A 20,726-nucleotide genomic window follows, 5' to 3' on the forward strand; every position below is an offset into this window, starting at 1 on the left:
CGGGAGTCCGGCGTCACGCCTCTTCGACGATCGCCAGCAGGTCCTTCGCGTCGACCGGCGTGCCGGGCGAGACCAGCACCTCCTTGGCCACGCCGCCGCGCTCGGCGTGGAGCGCGGTCTCCATCTTCATCGCCTCGATCGAGCAGATGACGTCGCCCTGCGCGACGCTCTGCCCCTGCTTGACCGCGACGGTGGAGATGACGCCCGGCATGGGAGCCGCGACATGGGCGGGATTGCCTTCCTCGGCCTTCCGACGCGCCTCGCGCACGTTCGCGGCGGAGCGGTTCGGCACCTTGACGATGCGCGGCTGGCCGTTGAGCTCGAAGAAGACCTTCACCTGGCCCTCCTCGTCGGTCTCGCCGACGCCCAGGCACCGGATCACAAGCGTCTTTCCGCGCTCGATCTCGACCGAGATCTCCTCGCCTGAGGGGAGGCCGTAGAAGAAGGTCGGCGTCGGCAGACAAAGACCGGGCCGTATTTCTTCTCCGCGAGCGCGAAGTCGACGAACACCTTCGGGTACATGAGGTACGAGGCGAGTTCGGCGTCGGAGATTTTCCGGTCGACCTTGCCCTCGGCCTCCGCGCGCACGGCGTCGAAGTCGGCCGGCGGCATCAGTTCGCCGGCGCGCACCGTGAGGGGCTTTTCGCCCTTCAGCACCTTCTTCTGGATCTTCTCCGGAAAGCCTCCGGGCGGCTGGCTGAGCTCGCCCTTCATCAGCTGCACGACGCTTTCGGGGAACGACACCTCGACGTCCGGGTTCTCGACGTCCTCTCGCGTCAGGCCCGCCGAGACCATCACCAGCGCCATGTCGCCCACCACCTTGGAGGTCGGCGTCACCTTCACAACGTCGCCGAACATGTCGTTGACGTCGCGATAGGTCTTGGCGACCTCCGACCAGCGGTTCTCGAGACCCATGGAGCGGGCCTGCTCCTTGAGGTTCGTGAACTGCCCGCCGGGCATCTCGTGCAGATAGACTTCCGATGCCGGCGCCAGCAGGTTGCTCTCGAAGGCCGCGTATTGCGCCCGCGCCGCCTCCCAGTAGAGCGAGATCGCCCGGATCGCCTCCATGTCGAGGCCGGTGTCGCGCTCGCCGCCTTTGAGCGTCGCCACCAGCGAGCCGATGCAGGGCTGCGAGGTCATGCCTGAAAGCGCGTCCATGGCGCTGTCGACGGCGTCGGCGCCCGCCTCGATCGCGACCAGCAGCGTCGCGGCCGAAAGGCCCGATGTGTCGTGCGTGTGGAGGTGCAGGGGCAGCGAGACCTCTTCGCGCAGCGCCTTGATCAGGATCCCGGCGGCCGAGGGCTTCAGCAGTCCGCCCATGTCCTTCACGCACAGAACATGCGCGCCGGCCCTCTCGAGCTCCTTGGCGAGCGTCACATAGTATTTGAGGTCGTATTTGGGACGGCTCGCATCCAGCAGGTCCGCCGTGTAGCAGATCGAGCCCTCGCAGAGTTTCCCGACCTCGTTCACCGCGTCGATCGTGACGCGCATGTTCTCGATCCAGTTGAGGCAGTCGAACACGCGGAAGACGTCCATCCCCTCCCGCGCCGACTGCTCGATGAACCGCTTCACGACATTGTCCGGATAGTTCGCGTAGCCGACGCCGTTCGAGCCGCGCACGAGGCACTGCAGCAGCAGGTTCGGCGCGCCCTCGCGGATCTTGGCGAGGCGCTCCCACGGGTCTTCGGTCAGGAAGCGCATCGCGACGTCGAAGGTCGCGCCGCCCCAGCATTCGAGGCTTAAGAGCTGCGGCATGCCCGAGGCGTAGGAGCCGGCGACCGCCGCGATGTCGGCGGTGCGCATGCGCGTCGCGAGCAGCGACTGATGCGCGTCGCGCATGGTGGTGTCGGTGATGAGGACGCGCTTCTGGTCGCGCATCCATTCGCCGAACTTCTTCGGCCCCAGCTTCTCAAACAGCTGGCGGGAGCCGGGCGGCACTTCGCCCGCCCCGCGGCCGACCTTGGCCGGAAGCTCGCTGCCGCCGGTGGGCGCGCCCGCGCCGAGATCGATCGGCGCGCCCTTGGCCTCGGCGAAGAGCGGCGGCACGGGCTTCGGCGCGCCGGACTTGGGCTTGGCGCGGTCCTTGGTTTCGGGATGGCCGTTCACCGTGACGTCGGCGACGTAGGTGAGAAGCCGTGTCGCGCGGTCCTGCCGCTTCTCGAAGGCGAACAGTTCTTTCGTGTCGTCGATGAAGCGCGTGGTCACTTCGCCGGCGAGGAAGATCGGGTGTTCGACCACATTCTCGAGGAAGGCGAGGTTTGTCGCGACCCCGCGGATGCGGTATTCGCGGATCGCGCGGCTCATGCGCTTGGCGGCCTCTTCGGCCGTCGGCGCCCAGGCGGTGACCTTTTCGAGCAGCGGATCGTAGAAGCGCGTGATGACCGCGCCCGAATAGGCGGTGCCGCCGTCGACGCGGATGCCAAAGCCCATGGCGCCGCGATAGGCCGAGATGCGGCCATAGTCCGGGATGAAGTTGTCTTCCGGGTTTTCGGTCGTGATGCGGCACTGGAGAGCGTGGCCGTTGAGCGCAAGCTCGGCCTGCACCGGCACGCCGCTTTCGGGCGTCCCGATGGCTGCGCCTTCCAGCACCTTGATCTGAGCCTTCACGATATCCACGCCGGTGACCACCTCGGTCACCGTGTGCTCGACCTGGATACGCGGATTGACCTCGATGAAGTAGAAGGCGCCCGTATCGGCGTCCATCAGGTACTCGACCGTGCCCGCGCCGACATAGTCGGTGGCCTTCGCGATCCGGAGCGCGCTGGCGCAGAGCTCCTCGCGGGTCTTCTCGTCGAGGTAAGGGGCCGGCGCGCGCTCCACGACCTTCTGGTGGCGGCGCTGCACCGAGCAGTCGCGCTCGAACAGGTGCACGGCGTTTCCGTGCCGGTCGCCGAGGATCTGCACCTCGACGTGGCGGGCCTTCTCGACCAGCTTCTCGAGATAGACGTCGTCCTTGCCGAAGGCGGACTTAGCCTCGCGCTTGGCGTTCTTCACTTCCTGGGGAAGCTTGTCGAGGTCGCGGATCACCCGCATGCCGCGCCCGCCGCCGCCCCATGAGGCCTTCAGCATCACGGGCAGGCCGATCTCCTGCGCCAGCCGCTTGATCTCGGCGTCGTCGTCGGGGAGCGGGTCAGTCGCGGGCATCACCGGCACGTCGACGCTGATCGCGAGGTTGCGGGCCGCCACCTTGTTGCCGAGCGCCTTCATGGTGGCCGGGCTCGGGCCGATGAAGGTGATGCCGGCCTCCGCGCAGGCCTCGGCGAATTCCGGGCTTTCCGACAGGAAGCCGTAGCCCGGATGGATCGCGTCGACGCCGGCGTCGGTGGCGACGCGGATCACCTCGGGGATCGAGAGATAGGCTTCGAGCGGCCCCATGCCGCGGCCGACCTGATAGGCCTCGTCGGACTTGAAGCGGTGAAGCGAAAGCTTGTCCTCCTCCGCGTAGATCGCGACCGTCCGGATCCCGAGCTCGGCGGCCGCGCGAAACACGCGGATCGCGATCTCGGAGCGGTTTGCGACGAGGAGCTTCGTGATCTTGGCCGGGACGACGGTCATGGAGCGCTCGCGATGGCTGGGACGGCGGACGCCGGCGCCGAAAACGCCGACGATCCGGCCAGTCTTCGCAATTGCGAAGAGACTCGCAAGTCCAGTGATACGCCCCTGGTCGAGTCTTATACAAGACTTGATGCAGGGGCGGGCTCAGCCAGACATTTTTCGGAAGGGCAGGCCCTTTCGGCCGTCAGCGGGCGGCGGCTTCCATGCGCTTGGCCATCGTCTCGGACGTCTCGCTGAACGCCACGCGATCCGCGATCACGCCGTTCGAGTCCACGAGGAAGAGCGCCGCGGTGTGCTCCATCGTGTAGCCGCCGCCGGGAAAGTCTCGGCGCGTCGCCGCCGCCCCGAAGGCGCGCGTCGCCTGCGCGATCGCGCCGCGGTCTCCGGTCAGGCCGACGATCCGGCGGTCGAAGGGCTCGAGATAGGCCTTCACGGCGTCCGGCGTGTCGCGCGCCTCGTCGACGGCGACGAAATAGACGCGGTAGCCGGCGCCGAGGCGCGTCGCCGTTTCGAGCGCCGTGGTGACCTCGGCGAGCGCCGTCGGGCAGACGTCCGGGCAATGGGTGAAGCCGAACATGAGCGCGTAGGGCGCGCCGTCGAGTTCGATCGAGTCGAGCGTGGTTCCGTCCGTGCGGGCGAGCTCGAAGGCGCCCGGCGTGGTCATCGCCGCGCCGCCCGCAGGCGCGCCCTCGGCCTGCAGGACGAGCAGAGCGAGCGCCGCCGTCGCGACCGCCGCATAGAGCGCGAAGCGCAGCGCGGCCTTCGTCCGCATCACTTCATCCTCACGACCTTGGCGACGCTCGGCACGCCGGCGGCGTCGATCGCGAACAGCATCCAGTCGCCGGCGATCAGGGTTCCGCGATCGTCCGGCAGCTTGAGGGCGTAGGTCAATCCCTCGACGCTCGCGATCGGCAGCGCGAGCCTGCGCTGGTCGTTGTTGACCGTGTGGGTCACCGCCGAGAGCCGCACGATGGCGAAGGAGGCGACCGGACGGTCGGTCGTCACCGAGATCGTATCGCCGAGCGCGCCCTTGGACGGCGCCTTGGCGATCGCCGGCCGGCGGCCTCCCTGCCGTCGGCGTCGAGCAGATAGGGCGGCGTCAGGATCTCGGCGTCGGCGTGGTTGGCCCAGCAGCCTTCGCCGCACAGGCCCCCGCCGCCGACCCACACGCGCCCGTCGCGCATCAGCGTCGCGACGCTGTGGTAGTTCCGGGGCACGCTCATCGGCGCGAGCCGCCGAAACTCGCCGGTCTCCGGGGTCCAGATCTCCGGGATCATCACCGAGCGCTCGTCGGAGAACGCCTTGGCGTAGGCCTGGCCGCCGACGATCAGCACCTGCCCCGTCGGCAGCGCGACGCCGTTTGCGAAGGAGCGCGGAAACGCCATGGGCCGCTGCTTCGTCACCTTGACCGGCTTCGAGGGCCCCTTCGAGAAGTCGATGAGATAAGCGCCTTCCTTGGCCTTGGCGTCGGTGTAGGCCGGAGCGCCGCCGACCTTCAGCAGCTTGCCGACGTCGAAATAGACGACGTTCCCGTTCTGCGAATAGGCGTCGTCGGCCCGCAGGCCGGCGCTCTTCATCGATCCGTCGCCGCCGGTCGTGAGCCAGAACATCTCGGCGCCGGGGCCGGCGTGGAACACCTTGCCGCCCGCGATCCCGAACAGCCACATCTGATTGTCGCCGTAGAACAGGCCGCGCGGGTCGGGCCCGGCCATCTTCTCCGCGACGATGTTGGGCAGCGTGCGCCAGCCGCCCTCGACCGACCAGACCTCGCCGATCTTGCCGCCGACGCCCCCGCTCCAGGAGCCGCCGACGGTGAGCACGTCGCCGTTCGACAGCACCGTGTCGCCCTGATAGCCGCGCGGCACGTTCATGGCCGCGCCTTGCGTCCACTTGTTGGTCGCCGGGTCGTAGATCGAGGTCTTGGCGCTCGACGAGCCGCCGTTCACGAGGATGCGGCCGTCCGGCAAGGTCGCGGTGCCGGGGCAGAACATGTCGTGGCCGGTGTTCGACACCAGCCGCTCGCTCGCCTTTCCGGTGTCGGGATCGTAGAGCGTCGTGAAGGTCTTGCCCTGGTCCTGGCTCGAATAGTTGAAGCGGTCATAGGCCGACCAGGCGAGGATCTTGCCGTTGCGCAGCGTCGCGGCGGCCACCGGGATGATCGGGAGGTCGATCTTGGCCGACCACTTCGAGGGCGCGGCCGGCGGCGACAGCGTCCAGTCCTGGCTGGGCGCAGAGGCGCAGGCCTGCTGGACCAGCGCGCCGCCCTCGTCGATCGAACTCCCGTCGACGTCGAGGCACTTGCCTGAATGGCTCGCCTTCAGCCGATGCCAGTCGCCGTCGGCGACCGTCGCCCAGATCTGCTTCGACTTCCCCGAACAGGTGGCCTGAACGACGCCCGCGCCGTTCTTTTTCGATCCGCCCGAGACCTCGAGGCAGAGGCCGCTCGCGCGGTTGACGATCGCGTAGCCGCCGGCGGCCGACTGGAGCGCCCACTGCTGAGCGGTCTGGTCGAGGCACGCGCCCTGCGCGACCGGGGCGTCGGCCGCGGCGCCCGCGACCCCCATGCACATGCCGCTGTTCCGGTTGACAGCGAGGCCGGTCGGGGCCTGAGCGTTCGCGGCGACAGGGCAGAACGCCGCCGCGAGGGCCGCGGCTCCGGCGAGCAGGATCTCGACGCGCATTTCGTCCTCGAAGGCGCTCTCTTACGGAGCCCCAGCCTGCGGCGGCCGTGTCGAAGACTTCGTTTATGAGGGCGGCGAAATCGTCGATTAAACTTAATCGAGCGGAAATTCGGCCAAGAGCCTCATGGCGCGGCCGCGGTCGCGGGCTTGGCGCTTTCGGGACCGTCCTCGATCCTGACCGGCGCTCGCTTGGGCTCCGGAGCCGCCGAAGGCGCGCTCGGCGGCGCGCTTTTCTTCGTCTTGGTCGCCTTTCCGAGGGCGTCGGCCACGAAGGCGAGCCCCACCAGCACCCCCGCCATGCCGAGCGCGTAGACGATCTGAACCGGGATCGACCGGCCGAACCAGTCGAACACGCCGTGGCTCATCGCGGCGAAGACCGTCGAGATCACGAACAGCGGCAGGCTGCGCCGCCCGATCAGGATCATGGCCCGCCCGAACCGCGTCGCGCCGAGCCCGCTTTCGCGGCGCACGAGCCAGCAGGCGATGAGCGCGAGCGACAGGAAGTGGACGAGCCGGATCGGCGAGGCGTTGGCCTTGTCGGCGACGTCGGTGAGGATCCGGAGCGGGCGCCAGTCCAGCAGGCCGAGCGTCGCCCACGGGGCGGCCGCGATGAAGCCCACGATCACGATGGTGACGGCGAGCGCGAGCGTCGCGGGCGCGGCGACGACGCGCTTCAGCCACGGCTCGTCGCGCGCGAGGCAGGCGCAGAACCCCGCTAGGAACACGGCCTGCCAGGCGAAGGGATTGAAGGTCCAGAGCCGCGTGTCGGGATAGGACGAAAGCGTCGCCCCGGTGAAGAAGGCGAACAGCCAGACGACGACCGCAAAGCCTGCATAGAGCTTCCAGTTTCCGCGGAACACGGGAAACAGCAGGCCGAGCAGCAGCGTCAGCAGGATGTAGAGCGGCAGGATGTCGAGCAGCGGCGGCAGATAGGCGAGCGTCGCAAGCTTCGTGATCACGGTCTCGGTCGCGATGAAGAACGGCCGGATGAAGAGATCCCGCTCCATCACGCTCGAGCCCGCATAGGTGCGGTAGGCCGAGGCCAGCGTCGCGATCACCACGAAGGCGGTGTGATGGATGTAGAGCGTGAAGGCGCGTGTCACGGCATAGGGCGCGGCCATGAAGGGGCGCCTCAGGAACTTCGACAGGAACATCCCGCACATGGCGAAGCCCGACAGGAACACGAAGAGCTCGGCGGAATCCGACAGGCCGTAATATTTCGTCGTGAACCAGCTCATGACGTTGTCGACGGAGTGGTTCCAGAAGATGAAGACGATGGCGAGCCCGCGCCAGAAGTCGATGCGCCAGTCGCGCGAGGGCGCGGTGGCGGTCACGCCCGAGGCGTATTCGCCCTCGCCGTCGTCGGCGCGCGTCTTGGAGGACGGGGCGTCGGTCATCGGTCCTCCTTGGTTCTGCCCGGGGCCTAAGCGGCCTCAGACCGCCGCCGAAGCCAAAGTTGCGCGCGATCGATAAAAGTCGAGCGGCTCTCAGCGCGCCTTAGACAAAGGCGCCGCGACATCCTCGAGCGATTTGCCCTCGGCGTCGACGCCGTAAAACAGCGCGGCCGTGCCCGCGACGATCATCAGGACGGCGGCGCCGACATATCCCCAGAAGATCGGCCAGGGCTGCCCGCCGCCGATCAGCACGCCGAAGAGATAGGGGGCCGCCACCCCGCCGACGCCGGTGCCGATGGCGTAGAAGGCGGCGATCGCGAGCGCGCGCACCTCGAGCGGAACACTTCGCTCGCGGTGAGATAGGCCGAGCTCGCGGCGGCGGAGGCGAAGAAGAAGATGACGCACCACGCGATCGTCTCGGTGGTGGCGTCGAGCGCGCCGATCGCGAAGAAATATCCGGTGATCGCGAGCAGGACGCCCGAGACGAGGTAGGTCGAGAAGATCATCTTCCGTCGCCCGACCGTGTCGAACAGGGGACCGAGCACGATCGGCCCGATCACGTTGCCGATCGCGAAGGGGACGAGATAGAGCCCGACATGCTGCTCGGAGACGCCGTGGAACTTGGTGAGGATCAGGCCGTAGCTGAAGAAGATCGCGTTGTAGAGGAAGGCCTGCGCGATCATCAGCAGCAGCACGAGCGCCGAACGGCCGCGATAGTCGGTGAGCATCGAAGCGAAGATCGGCCCTAGCCCGAAGGTCTTTTGCGGGTGGATCGCGATGCGTCCTGAAGCCGGCGGCAGCTTATCGCCGGTCTCGGCCTCGACCCTGCGCTCGATCTCGGCCGTCACGCGCTCGCCCTCCTCCACCCGGTCGTGGCAGGCGAGCCATCGGGGGCTTTCGGGCACGAAGCGACGGGTGAACAGGATCAGCAGCCCGAGCCCCGCGCCAATCGCGAAGCCGATGCGCCAGCCGAGATCGAGCGCGAACCAGGACGGATCGAGCAGGATCACCGAGGCGAACGAGCCGACCGCGGCCCCGGCCCAGAAGCTGCCGTTGACGATGAGCGCCACGCGGCCGCGCAGCCGCGCCGGCACGAGCTCGTCGATCGCCGAGTTGATGGCCGCGTATTCGCCGCCGATGCCGATCCCGGTGATCACCCGGAACAGAGCGAGGCTCCAGAAATCCCAGGCGAAGGCCGACAGCGCGACGCCGGCGACGTAAATCGCGAGCGTGGTGAAGAAGATGAGCTTCCGGCCGTAGCGGTCAGTCAGCCAGCCGAAGCCGAGCGCCCCCAGAACGGCCCCGACGAGATAGGCCGAGGCGAGCGCCCCGATGTCGGCGGGGCTGAGGCCGAGCGAGCCCGGATCCTGCAGCCGCGGCCCGAGCGCGCCGACGATCGTCACCTCGAGCCCGTCGAGCGCCCAGGTGACGCCGAGCGCGATCACGACGAGCCAATGGAAGCGCGACCACGGCAGCCGGTCCATCCGCGCCGGAATGTCGATCTCGACCGTGCGCTGCGGTGTGGGCGATGCGTTCAATGCGTCCCTCGATCCGGCGGGCCGACCATCTCGGCCGACGGCCCGCCTCCTTCCTTTTAGGTCGGAGCGCCGCCGGGTCGAGGACCGGACGCGCGCCCAAGCGATCCTTCGACAACCTTCGGACCGGGTCTCGTCGTCCGGTCGCGCGGGGTGTATCGTCCGCCGATGCGACCGACGCGGGAGACGTCGACGCAAGGGGGCCTGGTAAGCACATGAAGCGCCTCGTTCGAACGCTTGCGGGCGCGCTGGCGCTCATGGCCATCCATGCGCTCAGCCCGACCGGCGCATCCCCGGCGGCCGCGCAGCCGGCGCCCTCCGGCGACAGCTTCCAGGGCATCCTGACGACCGTCTGGGGCGACCCGCACCGCAACTCGGGAGCGGCCGGCGCGATCGCGTTCTCGCTGGTCTATCCGGACGGAACCCGGGTCCCGCTCGACATCGGGCCGGGCCTGCAGAACGAGGCGATCCGGCTCACCGGCAAGCGGGTGACGGTTCGCGGCGGGGCAAGCGGCGCGCCCGGGTCCCAGCGCATCGGCGCGACCGGCCTCGACGTCTCGGGGATCGAACCTCAGGCCGAGGCGATCGGCGAGCGCAAGGTCCTGTTCATCCTTCTGAAGTTCAAGGGCGACCCGCAGACCTCCCATCCGGTCAAGTACTTCACGAAGCTGACCAACCCGCTGAAGCCCTCCAAGGGCGTGCCGGCGACCATCAACGGCTTCTTCGACAAGGCGTCGTACGGCAAGCTGAAGTGGTCAGGAAAGATCGCGGGCGGCAAGTGGTATACCCTGCCGAAGGCGCGGACCGATTATGCGGATTGCGGCGCGAGTTCCGCCTGTTTCGCTTCCCATCTCAACGAACTCGGCGACGACGCGCTCGCGCTCGTGCGCAACGACGTCGACGTCAACGACTTCGACAACATCAACTTCGTCTTCAACAACGACCTCGACTGCTGCGCCTGGGGCGGCGGCTACAGCAACGGCGCGCGGTTCTGGGGCGCGACCTGGGAGCCGCCGTGGGGCCAGGAGGCCAGCACCTACGTCCACGAGATGGGCCACAGCCTCGGCCTGCCCCATTCCGGCTGGCGCTACTTCGCCTATGACAGCGGGCATGACGAGATGAGCGCCGGCAGCCGCGCCGCCACGATCCAGTGCGGCTCCTACGACTCGGTCAATTTCGGCGGCCCGAACACGCCGATCTTCTGCAACGAGCCGGGCGGCGGGTACATCATGGCCCACCAGGACCATCTCGGCTGGATCCCTGCAGCGCGAAAGGCGGTCGTCAGCGCCAAGGGAACGAAGACGTTCTCGATCGAGGCCAATGCGCTTCCGCTTGGCGGCAAGCTCAAGCTGGTGGTGGTGTGCCTTGCGGGCGAGCCGTGCGCGTCGAGCCAGTCCAACGGGCGGTTCCTCACCATCGAGGTGAAGACCCGGACCGCCAAGTTCGACGGCGGCGTGCCGAGCGAAGGCGTGGTGATCCACAACGTCCAGATGGACCGCGCGCCGGTGTCCGGGGCTTGCTACTTCAACGACCAGAGCGGCTGGGCGATGCCCTATGACGCGGTTCCGGGGGACTGGAACGCCTCGTCATGCAGCGGCGAGGGCCTCGTGAACCTCGCTTATGCGCCGGGCAAGACGTTCAACGACGCGGCGCTTGGCGTGAAGGTCGAAGTGCTGAGCCGGAAGGGCGACGTCTACAAGGTGCGCGTCACCAAATCGAAGTGACGCGCGCTCCCTGAGACAGAAAACGCCCGATCGTCCGGTCGGGCGTTTTTCGTTTCCGAAACCGGATCGCGCGCCGCTCAGCGCGCCGCGGTCTTCTCCGCGAGACGCTTCTCCCAGGCCAGCGCGTGCGCCACGATCGTGTCGAGGTCGGCGTGGTCGGGCGTCCAGCCCAGCACGCTGCGGGCCTTGGCGGGATTGGCGACGAGCGAGGCGGGGTCGCCGGCGCGCCGCGCCGCGGCCTCGACCGGGAAATCGATCCCGGAGACCCGCTTCACCGACTGGATGACCTCCTTCACCGAGGCCCCGGTCCCATAGCCGCAGTTTGCGACCAGGCTCTCGCCGCCCTTGGCGAGATGATCGAGCGCCAGGACGTGGGCCTTGGCGAGGTCGCTGACATGGATGTAGTCGCGCACGCAGGTTCCGTCGCGCGTCGGATAGTCCTCGCCGAACATCTGCAGCTTGTCGCGCTGCCCGACGGCGGCCTGCGACGCGACCTTGATGAGATGGGTGGCGCGCGCGCTCGACTGGCCGGCGCGGCCCTTGGGATCGGCGCCTGCGACGTTGAAATAGCGCAGCGCCGCGAAGCCGAGCCCATAGGCGGCCGAGGCGTCGGCGAGCATCCGCTCGGTCATGAGCTTCGAGGCGCCGTAGGGCGACACCGGATCGAGCGGCGCGCTCTCCGAGAGCGGCTCGGCCGAGGCCTCGCCGTAGACGGCCGCCGTCGACGAGAACACGAAGCGCTTCACGCCGCCTGCGACCGCCGCCGCGATGAGCGCGCGCGAGCGCACGGTGTTGTTGAGGTAATAGCCGAGCGGGTCGGTCACCGAGTCCGGCACCACGATAGAGCCTGCGAAATGCACGATCGCCTCGACGCCGTTCTCCGCGAGGATGCGGCCGACGAGCGCCTCGTCGCCGACGCAGCCCTCGTAGAACGGAACGCCCTCGGGCACGGCGGAGCGCATGCCCGTCGACAGGTCGTCGAGCACCACGACCGGGCGTCCGGCGTCGACGAGCGCGAGCACCATGTGCGAGCCGATGTAGCCGGCGCCTCCGGTGACCAATACGCTCATCTACGACCTCTCGTCGGGGCGAAGGGCGGGATGCGCCTCCTAAGCGCCGATCATTGGGCCGCGGGCGCGGCCGTCAAGCCCGTCAGATGATCGGACGGGGAACGAATTCCTCTTCGAAGTGCTGCGCGAAGCGGCTGAGCCCGCGCAGATTGCGCACCACGAGGCGCCCGCCCGAAATCGAGAACAGGCCGTCGGCCCTCAGGCGCGCCAGCGTCTTGTTGGTGTGCACGAGCGAGAGCCCGAGAGCGTCGGCGATGTGCTGCTGGGTGAGCGGCAGCTCGAACGAGCCGTCGACCACGAGACCGAGCGGCTCCGCGCGCTTGTAGAGCGAGCAGATGAGAGCCACGATCCGTTCGGCGGCCCCGCGGCGCCCGACATTGAGCAGATTTTCGTCGACGATCGCTTCCGAACGCGCGCCGAGCCACGTCACCTCATAGGCGACTTCCGGCACCCGCTCGAAGAGCCGCGCGAGCCTGCGGCGGGGAATGACGCACAGCTGGATGTCGGTCAGAGCGATCGCGCCATAGACCGACTTGCCGAACATCGTGCCCTGCAGGCCGAGAAGATCGCCCGGCAGCGAGAAGCTCAGGATCTGGCGCCGGCCGTCGCTCAGCTCCTTGTAGCGAAACGCCCATCCCGAAAACAGCGTGTAGAGTTCGGAGTCCGCCTGCTCGGGATGGATGAACTCGACGCCGGCCTCGACGGTCATGTGCTCGCTCTTGAGCGAGTCGATCAGCGCGACTTCCTCGTCGGACTTCTGGATGAAGGCCGGCTGGCGCCGGAGGACGCACTGGGTGCAGCGGACGTGCATTTCAGTCTCGCGATCCGGAAACGTGGGCCAGAGGCCTTCGGCGACATTTCCGACAGTTTGCTGCGCCCCGCTATGTCAAACCACATAGGTCGACCGCCGATAGGCGATAAATCCCAATCCATGGACAGCGATCCGACCAAGCCGGCCGTGGCGGCCGACCGTGAGCAGACAGAGGCCGCGGCCGTGCGGCACCTGTTCCGGAACCAGATCCAGGCCATGACCAGCCTCGTCGGCCTGTTCGGCCGCAAGCTGCCCCCCGGCGAAGGACGCGATGCCTTCATGGACCTGCGCGCCCGCTTCGAGGCCGCGACCTTCGGTCCGGCCGACGACGCCCTTCCGGACCAGGACGGCCGCTTCGAGATCGACCTCGCCGAAGTGGCGCGCCGCGTCGCCGGCCATCTCGACCCGAATTTCCGGCACAGGCTCGCGATCGCCGGCTCGCTGATCTTGGCGGACCCCAAGCGGGCCTCGGCGCTCGCCCAGATCCTCGCCGAACTGGTCGTCGATCTCTTCCGCAACGGCTTCGCGGACGGGCGGACCGGCGCGGCCGAAATCGTGATCTCGGGCGCGGCCGACGGCTCTCTCATGATGCGCGCGGTCCAGACGGCGCCGGCCGACGCTTCCCCGCGCCGCGACCGGTCGGATCTCGGCGCTGCCATCGCCGACAGCCTCGCGCGCAGTCTCGGCGGATCGATCGCGCGGGCCGCCGACGGACCGTTGTCGAGCGAGGTCACGATCCCCGCGGAACGCGCCAGCCGTTGACTTCCTCGCCCGAGACTTGCTCATTGCACGCCGAGCGCCATCTTGCGCCGGACCTTCGCCCGACAGCGCGCGATCGCCCTTTCTGAGTTCAGACCGCCGGACACCGTCTTCATGGCTCTCGCCGACACGATCGCACCGCATCTTCCCTTCCTGCGCCGCTACGCCCGCGCGCTCACCGGCCGACAGGACAGCGGCGACGCCTATGTGGCGGCGGTGCTGAAGGCGCTGATCGCAGATCCCACGATCTTCCCGACCGACGCCGACCCCCGCGTCGGGCTCTACGGCATCTTCTCACGCATCTGGTCCTCGGTCGCGCTCAACGTCGAGACCGGCCTCGAAGCCGCGCAGTCGGAGCGCACCATCGAGGCGCTGACGCCGCGCTCGCGGCAGGTCTTCCTGCTGGTCTCGGTCGAAGGCTTCACCCCGGCCGAGGCCGGCCGCATCCTCGGCCTGTCCGAGAGCGAGGTGACGCAGGCGATCGACGACGCGGGCCGCGAGATCGCCGAGCAGGTCGCGACCGACGTCCTCATCATCGAGGACGAGCCGATCATCGCGATGGATCTCGCCAAGCTCGTCGAGGGTCTCGGCCACCGCGTGGTCGGCACGGCGCGCACCCATGCCGAAGCCGTGGCGCTCGCCGAGAAGCACCGGCCCGGCCTCGTGCTCGCCGACATCCAGCTCGCCGACGGCTCCTCGGGGCTCGAGGCCGTGCAGGAGATGCTGCCGAACCTCGAGGTTCCGGTGATCTTCATCACCGCCTATCCCGAGCGCCTGCTCTCGGGCGAGCGGCCCGAGCCTGTGTTCCTGGTGACCAAGCCGTTCCAGACGTCGACCGTGAAGGCGATCGTCAGCCAGGCGCTGTTCTTCGGGGCGAGGGCCAGGGCCGGGGACGTCCGCGCCCGCGGCTGACCCGGCGTTCGCCTAAGGCGGCGCGACCACGCGTTCAGCCCGCGCGCATCCGTACAAACACGTATCCGTCGACTCCGCTGCAACTTTTGGCGCAGAGCGACGTTGTCGGGATCGAAGCTCCATGAGGAGCGGCGAGCGGACCAACCGCTCGTACACGATGTCGATGACGGGTTTGTGCATGTCGAAAGCCGCCGCTGCTCTGAGCGCCTCCCCGCGCGTCGTTAAGCTGTCCACCGGCCTCAAGGACGCGGACCGCAAGCTCGTCGCGGAGATGCTGAGTGATGTGACGGTGCAGACCTACCGGACGCTGCTGCGTTCGCAGGTGGTGCACTGGAACGTCGTGGGTCCGCTGTTCCAGCCGATCCATGAACTGACCGAGCAGCATTATTCCGAACTCTTCGCCGCGATCGACACGCTGGCCGAGCGCATCCGCGCGCTGGGCTATCCGGTGCCGACCGGCAAGGCTGCGGCGGGCCTCGACAAGGCCTTGTCTATCGGCGGGCGCATGAGCGCGCTTGCGATGGTCGAGGAGCTGATCGAGGACCACGAGGCCCTGACGAGGCTGATCCGCGAAGCCGCGGGCGAGGCCGAGGAGCTCGAGGATTTCGTCACGCATGACCTTCTGACCGAACGCCTCGCCTTCCACGAGAAGGCGGTGTGGATGCTGAAGGCGATCGCGGCCGACTGACGTCGGCCGGGGGCATTTTCAAACAAGGAGCGGAAAATGGCGTATGTCGGCCACAGTCCCGTTCGTGAGTTCCAGTCTCTTCGCAACGCGTCCGCCGCGGCGACGTCGTACGGACCCACTTTCGTGAAGTCCGCGCTTCTCGCGCTCGCAGCCGCGGTCGCCATCCTAGCGCTGTCGGAAGGCGGCGGATCGGCGACCGAAACGAGCGTGGCCAAGGCCGATCGCATCGCGGCGCCTCGGGCCGCCGCGACGAGCGCCGCGGGCGTCACCGTCGACGCCCAGGCCCGCACCACCACGATCGAGCGGGGCGCGACCGCGCCGCTCAGCCCGGACTCGCCGTTCCTCGGCGGGCGATGACGTCAAACGAATGTCGCAAAACTTCTTCCTGCGACGATCTGTCCTTTACGGTTTGGACGCCCAATAACGTTAGCGGTGCGTCAACCGGCGCGCGCGATGTTTAAGAGCGCGATCTTCGTCGGGCGAACTGGTGTGAATTGAATGGGGTCGCGGCTCGTCGACGGGCGACGATGCCGTGGAAAAGGGTTCTGAATGACGCAGCGTAAGGGCGACGCCTCCCAGCTCGACACGGATGTGCAGGCGCATATCGGCCGCCAATTGCGCGCCGGTTACGTCGACATTCTGAACCAGCCGGTTCCGGACAGGTTTCTCGAGCTCCTCGCCGAGCTTGACCGCCGGCAGGATCCCGGCGACCGCGACGAGGACGTTCGGCAGAACCGCTCACGATGACAGCCGCCCCGCAGTCGCCGCGGGACGAGTTGCTCGTCCATATTCCAAGCCTGCGCGCCTTCGCCGTCTCGCTGTCCGGTCAGATCGACCGGGCCGACGATCTCGTGCAGGAGACGCTCGTCAAAGCCTGGCGCAACCTCGGAAGCTTCACCGAGGGCACGAACATGCGCGCCTGGCTCTTCACGATCCTGCGCAACGTCTACATCTCCGACATCCGCCGGCGCCGCCGCGAGGTGCAGGACACCGACGGCGTGTTCGCCGAGGGGGTCGCCGTGGCCCCCGCGCAGAACGGCCATATGGATCTCGCGGACTTCCGCAACGCGCTGACCGAGCTTCCCGAGGAGCAGCGCGAGGCGCTGATCCTCATCGGCGCGGCGGAGTTCTCGTATGAAGAGGCCGCCGAGATCGCCGGCTGCGCCGTCGGCACGGTGAAGAGCCGCGTGAACCGCGCGCGGAACGCGCTCGCCAAGCGCCTCAACCTCGACGTCGGCGAGATCGGCCTCGATCCGGAGCTCCGCGCGGCGCTCGGGGGAATGCCCGCGAGGTCCGGGAGCGGCTGAGGCCGCCCCGGAGCCGCCATGGCCTTCTCCGCCTTCAAGACGCTCCGCGGTCGCATCGCGCTGCTGCTGGTGGCCGCCAATCTTCCGGTGATGGCGCTCGCGGTCGCGATCGGCGTCAACCAGTCGAAGATGTCGGATCTCGCCGACCGCGACCGTCTCGTCCAGGCCGCTTCGCTGGTCGCCGCGCGCGCGATGAACGTCGGCGACGCCACGATCGCCGGGGCCGCGCGCGATTCCGTGTTCCGCGACCGCAGCTCGCGGTCGGAGATCGCGGCCGCGATCGTGCGTCCGGACGGCGCGGTGCTGGCGCAGGACGTCGAGGTCGCGCCCTTTGGCGAAAAGTGGCTGCCGCAGGACGGGCTTCCCACCACCTCGATCAACCGCGACGGACGCATCCTGAAGGCGCGCGGCGCCGACGGCCGCGCCTATCGCTACGCGGTGGCGCCGGTGAAGTCCGGCGACGCGCTCGCGATCGTGGCCTCGCCCTTCGATCTCCTCGCCCGTTCGAAGACCCAGTGGCTGCTGCTCGCCCTCGCTTTGCCGGCCCTGATGATCCTGCTCTGCGTCGGCCTCGTGCTGTTCGGCATCGAGCGGTTCGTGCTGCGCTGGATCCGCGCGTTGCGGGCTGCGGCCGCGGCGTCCGACGGCGGGGCGCTGCAGCCCTCGACGGGGGCGCTGAAAGGCGCGCCGGACGAGTTGATGGAGCTCGGCGACGCGCTCGGCGCGATGTCCTCGCGCGTCGAGGAGCGCTCGCGCGCGCTGACCTCGGCGGTCGAGGAGCGCGACAAGCTGCTGCGCGAGCTGCATCACCGCGTGAAGAACAATTTCCAGATGATCGCGAGCCTGCTGGCGCTCCAGCGGCAGGAGGCGCCCGAGACGCTGAGCGCGATCTTGCGCCCGCCCGAGGACCGCGTGCGCGCCATGGCCGCGGCCTACAAGGTCTCCTATTCGTCCGGGGAGATCGGCCATGTCGACGTCGCGGCGCTCGTGCGCGACGTCGCGAGCCAGGCGCGGCAGGCCGGCGGATCTCGCCATTTCGAGGTTTCGGCCCAGTTCGGAAAGGACGCCGGCGAGATCGATCTCGACCGCGCGGTTTCGCTCGCGCTGCTCGTGATGGAGCTGCTGACCGCCGCCGCCAGCGCCACCCAAGCCGCGACCGTCGTCGGCGCGAAAGGCGAGAACGGCAAGCTCCCGCTGGTGATCTCCGGGCCGTCCGCGGGGTGGCTTCCCGAAACCGGCCTCTCGCAGCGGCTGATCCGCGCCTATGCCGATCAGCTCGGGACTTCGGTCGACGAGCTCGAGGACGGCTCGGTGCGCATCTTCGCGCCGCTCGCCTCCGACAAGCCGACGATCGGCATGAACCCGCGCGGCGCGAAAGTCGGGTAAGCCCGCCGTCGACGCCACGGGCGCGCAGCATCCCGCTTGCCGCTGGGCGCCTGGCCGCATTACATCCGCGGCCATGGCTCCTCCCCCTCTGCTGCTCCTCAAAGACATCCGCCTGACCTTCGGCGGCCGCCCGCTGCTCGACGGGGCCGAGATCTCGGTCTCGCCCGGCGAACGGCTGGGGCTCGTCGGCCGCAACGGCTCGGGCAAGTCGACGCTGCTCAAGATCGCCGCCGGCGCGATCGAGCCGGACGACGGCACGCGCTTCCTGCAGCCGGGCTCGACCATCCGCTACCTCGCGCAGGAGCCAGACTTCTCGGGCTTCTCGACCGCGCTTTCCTATGTCGAGGCGGGGCTCGCGCCCGGCGACGACTCCCATCGCGGCGTCTATCTGCTCGACTCGCTCGGCGTGGCGGCGGACCGCGACCCCACGAAGCTTTCGGGCGGCGAGGCCCGCCGCGTCGCGCTCGCCCGCACGCTCGCGCCCGAGCCCGACGTGCTGCTGCTCGACGAGCCCACCAACCATCTCGACCTCCCCGCCATCGAATGGCTGGAGGAGGAGCTGCGCGCGTCTCGCTCGGCGCTGGTGCTGATCAGCCACGACCGGCGCTTCCTCGAGACGCTGACGCGGGCGACGCTGTGGCTCGACCGCGGCCGCACGCGAAAGCTCGGCCAGGGCTTCGCCGCCTTCGAGGCCTGGCGCGACGACACGCTCGCGCAGGAGGAGGTCGAGCGGCACAAGCTCGACCGCCGCATCGAGATGGAGAAGGACTGGCTGCGCTACGGCGTCACCGGCCGGCGCAAGCGCAACATGGGCCGCATGCGCCGCCTCGACGACATGCGCGAGGAGCGCCGCACCGCCGTCAAGGCGACGGGGACAGTGACGCTCACCACCACCGAGGCCCAGAGCTCCGGCGCGCTGGTGGTCGAGGCGATCTCGGTCTCGAAGGCCTATGGCGACCGGCCGATCGTCAAGGAGTTCTCGACCCGCATCGCCCGCGGCAACCGCATCGGGCTCGTCGGCGCCAACGGCGCCGGCAAGACGACGCTGATCAACCTGCTGACCGGCGCGCTTGAGCCCGACCAGGGCAAGGTCAAGATCGGCGCGAGCGTCGAGATCGCGTCGATCGACCAGCGCCGCGCGAGCCTCGACCCGAACATGAGCCTCAAGGACGCGCTGACGGGCGGCGGCGGCGACACGGTGGACGTGGGCGGCGGCACGAAGCACGTCGTGAGCTACATGAAGGACTTTCTGTTCGGCCCCGAGCAGGCCGGCTCGCCCGTCCATGCGCTGTCGGGCGGCGAGCGCGGCCGCCTGCTGCTGGCGCGCGCGTTGGCGAAGCCCGCCAACCTCCTGGTGCTCGACGAGCCCACCAACGATCTCGACCTCGAGACGCTCGACCTCCTTCAGGAGATGATCGCCGACCATCCCGGCACCGTAATCCTCGTCAGCCATGATCGCGACTTCCTCGACCGCACCGTGGAGGCGGTGATCGTCTCGGAGGGCGAGGGACGCTGGGTGGAGTACGCCGGCGGCTATTCGGACATGGTCTCCCAGCGCGGCCGGGGGGTCGACGCCAAGCAGGCGGCGAGCGCGGCCGCGAAAAAGGAGCGCGACGACGCGCCGAAGCAGGCCGCGGCCCGCAGGCGAAGAAAAAGCTGTCGTTCAAGGATCAGCACGCGCTCGACACGCTGCCCGGCGTGATCGCGAAGCTGGAGACGGAAATCGCGAAACTCGAAAAGACGCTCGCGGACCCCGCGCTCTATTCGCGCGACCCGAAGGCGTTCGAGACCGCGACCGCGACGCTCGGGGCCAAGGCCAAGGAGCGATCCGAGGCCGAGGACCGCTGGCTGGAGCTCGAAATGATGCGCGAGGAGCTCGCCGGATGAGGCGGGACGCCCGCCCTTCCCCTCTCGCGCTTGCGGGAGAGAGTAAGGGAGAGGGTCAGTCCTTGACCCTGCCTGCTCTCGACGCCCCCTCATCCTCACCTTCTCCCGCAAGCGGGAGAAGGGCGCATCGACGTCGCGCCACTTCAGGCTGAGACATCGCCCTGCCCGCCCCCCTTCCCATCCACGACCCCGACGATCCGCGCATCGCGCCTTACCGCGCCGTCCGCGAGCGCGACGTCGTGGGGCGCGGCGAGCGTTTCGTCGGCGAAGGCGAGGTTGTGCTGCGCCTGCTGCTCGCGCCGGACTGCCGGCATGAGGTCGAGAGCGTGTTGGTGTCCGAGCGGCGCATCGAGGGGCTTGGCGACCTGCTGGCGCCGCTTCCGCCCGAAACGCCGCTCTATGTCGCCGACCAGGCGGTGATGGACGCCGTCGTCGGCTTCCACATCCACCGCGGCGTGCTGGCGATCGGCCGCCGCGCGCCGGCGCTGGGCGCCGCGGAGCTTCTGGCGAGCCTGCCCGAACGCGCGCTGGTCGTGGCGCTTGTCGGCGTCTCGAACCACGACAATGTCGGCGCGATCTTCCGCAACGCGGCCGCCTTCGGGGCCGACGCCGTGCTGCTCGACGCATCGAGCTGCGATCCGCTCTACCGCAAGGCCATCCGCGTTTCGGTCGGCGCGAGCCTCATCACGCCCTTCGCCCGCGGCGGAACAGGCTCCGAAATGCTCGACGCGCTCGAGGCGGCGGGCTTCGAGACGCTGGCGCTCAGCCCTGCGGGCGCGGTGCGGCTCGGGGACGTGGAACGGGCTCCCCGCGCCGCGCTGATGCTCGGAGCCGAGGGTCCAGGGCTGCCCGAGAGCTTGATGGCGCGAGCCAAGACCGTGCGGATCGACATGGCGGCGGGCTTCGACAGCCTCAACGTCGCGACCACGGGCGCGGTCGCGCTCTATGCGCTGACGCGAGGGTGAGACGCCGCCGTCATACCGGGCCGAAGCCGGGCATGACGGAGAACTCGTCGGC

The 20,726-nt window shown here is 68.9% G+C and carries 15 protein-coding genes and 3 pseudogenes; 10 read left to right on the forward strand and 8 right to left on the reverse strand.

All coding sequences use genetic code 11. From position 1 onward, the window contains the following. Nucleotides 1-13 precede the first annotated feature (13 nt). From pyc to K6K41_RS08105, 6 genes and pseudogenes are all read right to left on the reverse strand, one after another. A pseudogene (gene pyc / locus K6K41_RS08080) lies at nt 14-3,555 on the reverse strand (pyruvate carboxylase). 184 nt (nt 3,556-3,739) lie between these two features. After that, nucleotides 3,740-4,327: an SCO family protein gene (locus K6K41_RS08085; protein WP_261404609.1), complete on the reverse strand. Its 588-nt coding sequence runs from the start codon at nt 4,325-4,327 to the stop codon at nt 3,740-3,742. After that, a complete protein-coding gene (locus K6K41_RS08090) occupies nt 4,327-4,560 on the reverse strand; it encodes a galactose oxidase early set domain-containing protein (protein WP_261404610.1) in 234 nt (77 codons plus the stop codon). Before K6K41_RS08090 ends, K6K41_RS08085 begins: the two co-directional genes overlap by 1 nt. Next, nucleotides 4,557-6,236, reverse strand: a complete 1,680-nt coding sequence (locus K6K41_RS08095) for an RICIN domain-containing protein (RefSeq protein WP_261404611.1) — start codon at nt 6,234-6,236, stop codon at nt 4,557-4,559. The genes K6K41_RS08090 and K6K41_RS08095 overlap by 4 nt, the downstream gene beginning before the upstream one ends. Nucleotides 6,237-6,358: 122 nt before the next feature. Continuing rightward, nucleotides 6,359-7,633 (reverse strand): OpgC family protein, encoded by a 1,275-nt coding sequence (locus K6K41_RS08100; protein ID WP_261404612.1) that lies wholly within the window; start codon nt 7,631-7,633, stop codon nt 6,359-6,361. A gap of 90 nt (nt 7,634-7,723) precedes the next feature. Further along, nucleotides 7,724-9,114, reverse strand: a pseudogene (locus tag K6K41_RS08105) (MFS transporter). Nucleotides 9,115-9,380: 266 nt separating this feature from the next. Between K6K41_RS08105 and K6K41_RS08110 the strand changes: the two are divergent. Next, nucleotides 9,381-10,889, forward strand: a complete 1,509-nt coding sequence (locus tag K6K41_RS08110) for a hypothetical protein (RefSeq protein ID WP_261404613.1) — start codon at nt 9,381-9,383, stop codon at nt 10,887-10,889. Between the two features lie 77 nt (nt 10,890-10,966). Here the strand turns inward: K6K41_RS08110 and galE are convergent, their stop codons facing one another. Further along, nucleotides 10,967-11,959, reverse strand: a complete 993-nt coding sequence (gene galE, locus K6K41_RS08115; RefSeq protein ID WP_261404614.1) for a UDP-glucose 4-epimerase GalE — start codon at nt 11,957-11,959, stop codon at nt 10,967-10,969. An 82-nt stretch (nt 11,960-12,041) separates the two neighbouring features. Beyond that, entirely contained in the window at nt 12,042-12,770 is a 729-nt protein-coding gene (locus K6K41_RS08120; RefSeq protein ID WP_261404615.1) for a Crp/Fnr family transcriptional regulator, read from the reverse strand. Between the two features lie 120 nt (nt 12,771-12,890). Between K6K41_RS08120 and K6K41_RS08125 the strand changes: the two genes are divergently transcribed. The 9 genes and pseudogenes from K6K41_RS08125 (at nt 12,891) to K6K41_RS08165 (ending at nt 20,674) form a co-directional block, all read left to right on the forward strand. Further along, complete coding sequence (locus K6K41_RS08125; protein ID WP_261404616.1) at nt 12,891-13,532, forward strand: sensor histidine kinase family protein; 642 nt, start codon at nt 12,891-12,893, stop codon at nt 13,530-13,532. Nucleotides 13,533-13,643: 111 nt separating this feature from the next. After that, a complete protein-coding gene (locus tag K6K41_RS08130; RefSeq protein ID WP_261404617.1) occupies nt 13,644-14,441 on the forward strand; it encodes a response regulator in 798 nt (265 codons plus the stop codon). Nucleotides 14,442-14,619: 178 nt separating this feature from the next. Next, nucleotides 14,620-15,129 carry a Dps family protein gene (locus tag K6K41_RS08135; protein ID WP_261404618.1) on the forward strand — a complete coding sequence of 170 codons (510 nt, stop codon included), beginning with the start codon at nt 14,620-14,622 and terminating at the stop codon, nt 15,127-15,129. 123 nt (nt 15,130-15,252) lie between these two features. Continuing rightward, nucleotides 15,253-15,486, forward strand: a complete 234-nt coding sequence (locus K6K41_RS08140) for a hypothetical protein (RefSeq protein ID WP_261404619.1) — start codon at nt 15,253-15,255, stop codon at nt 15,484-15,486. Between the two features lie 192 nt (nt 15,487-15,678). Continuing rightward, nucleotides 15,679-15,876: a NepR family anti-sigma factor gene (locus tag K6K41_RS08145; protein ID WP_261404620.1), complete on the forward strand. Its 198-nt coding sequence runs from the start codon at nt 15,679-15,681 to the stop codon at nt 15,874-15,876. After that, nucleotides 15,873-16,436, forward strand: a complete 564-nt coding sequence (locus K6K41_RS08150) for a sigma-70 family RNA polymerase sigma factor (RefSeq protein ID WP_261404621.1) — start codon at nt 15,873-15,875, stop codon at nt 16,434-16,436. The genes K6K41_RS08145 and K6K41_RS08150 overlap by 4 nt, the downstream gene beginning before the upstream one ends. Nucleotides 16,437-16,454: 18 nt before the next feature. Continuing rightward, the gene (locus tag K6K41_RS08155; RefSeq protein ID WP_261404622.1) at nt 16,455-17,822 is read left to right on the forward strand and encodes a sensor histidine kinase; all 1,368 of its coding nucleotides are present in this window, start codon (nt 16,455-16,457) and stop codon (nt 17,820-17,822) included. 73 nt (nt 17,823-17,895) lie between these two features. After that, nucleotides 17,896-19,709 (forward strand): annotated as a pseudogene (locus K6K41_RS08160) (ABC-F family ATP-binding cassette domain-containing protein). Between the two features lie 161 nt (nt 19,710-19,870). Beyond that, nucleotides 19,871-20,674 (forward strand): TrmH family RNA methyltransferase, encoded by an 804-nt coding sequence (locus K6K41_RS08165; RefSeq protein WP_261405679.1) that lies wholly within the window; start codon nt 19,871-19,873, stop codon nt 20,672-20,674. Nucleotides 20,675-20,726 lie beyond the last annotated feature (52 nt).

The organism is Chenggangzhangella methanolivorans (assembly GCF_019797865.1).
GTDB lineage: Bacteria > Pseudomonadota > Alphaproteobacteria > Rhizobiales > Methylopilaceae > Methylopila > Methylopila methanolivorans.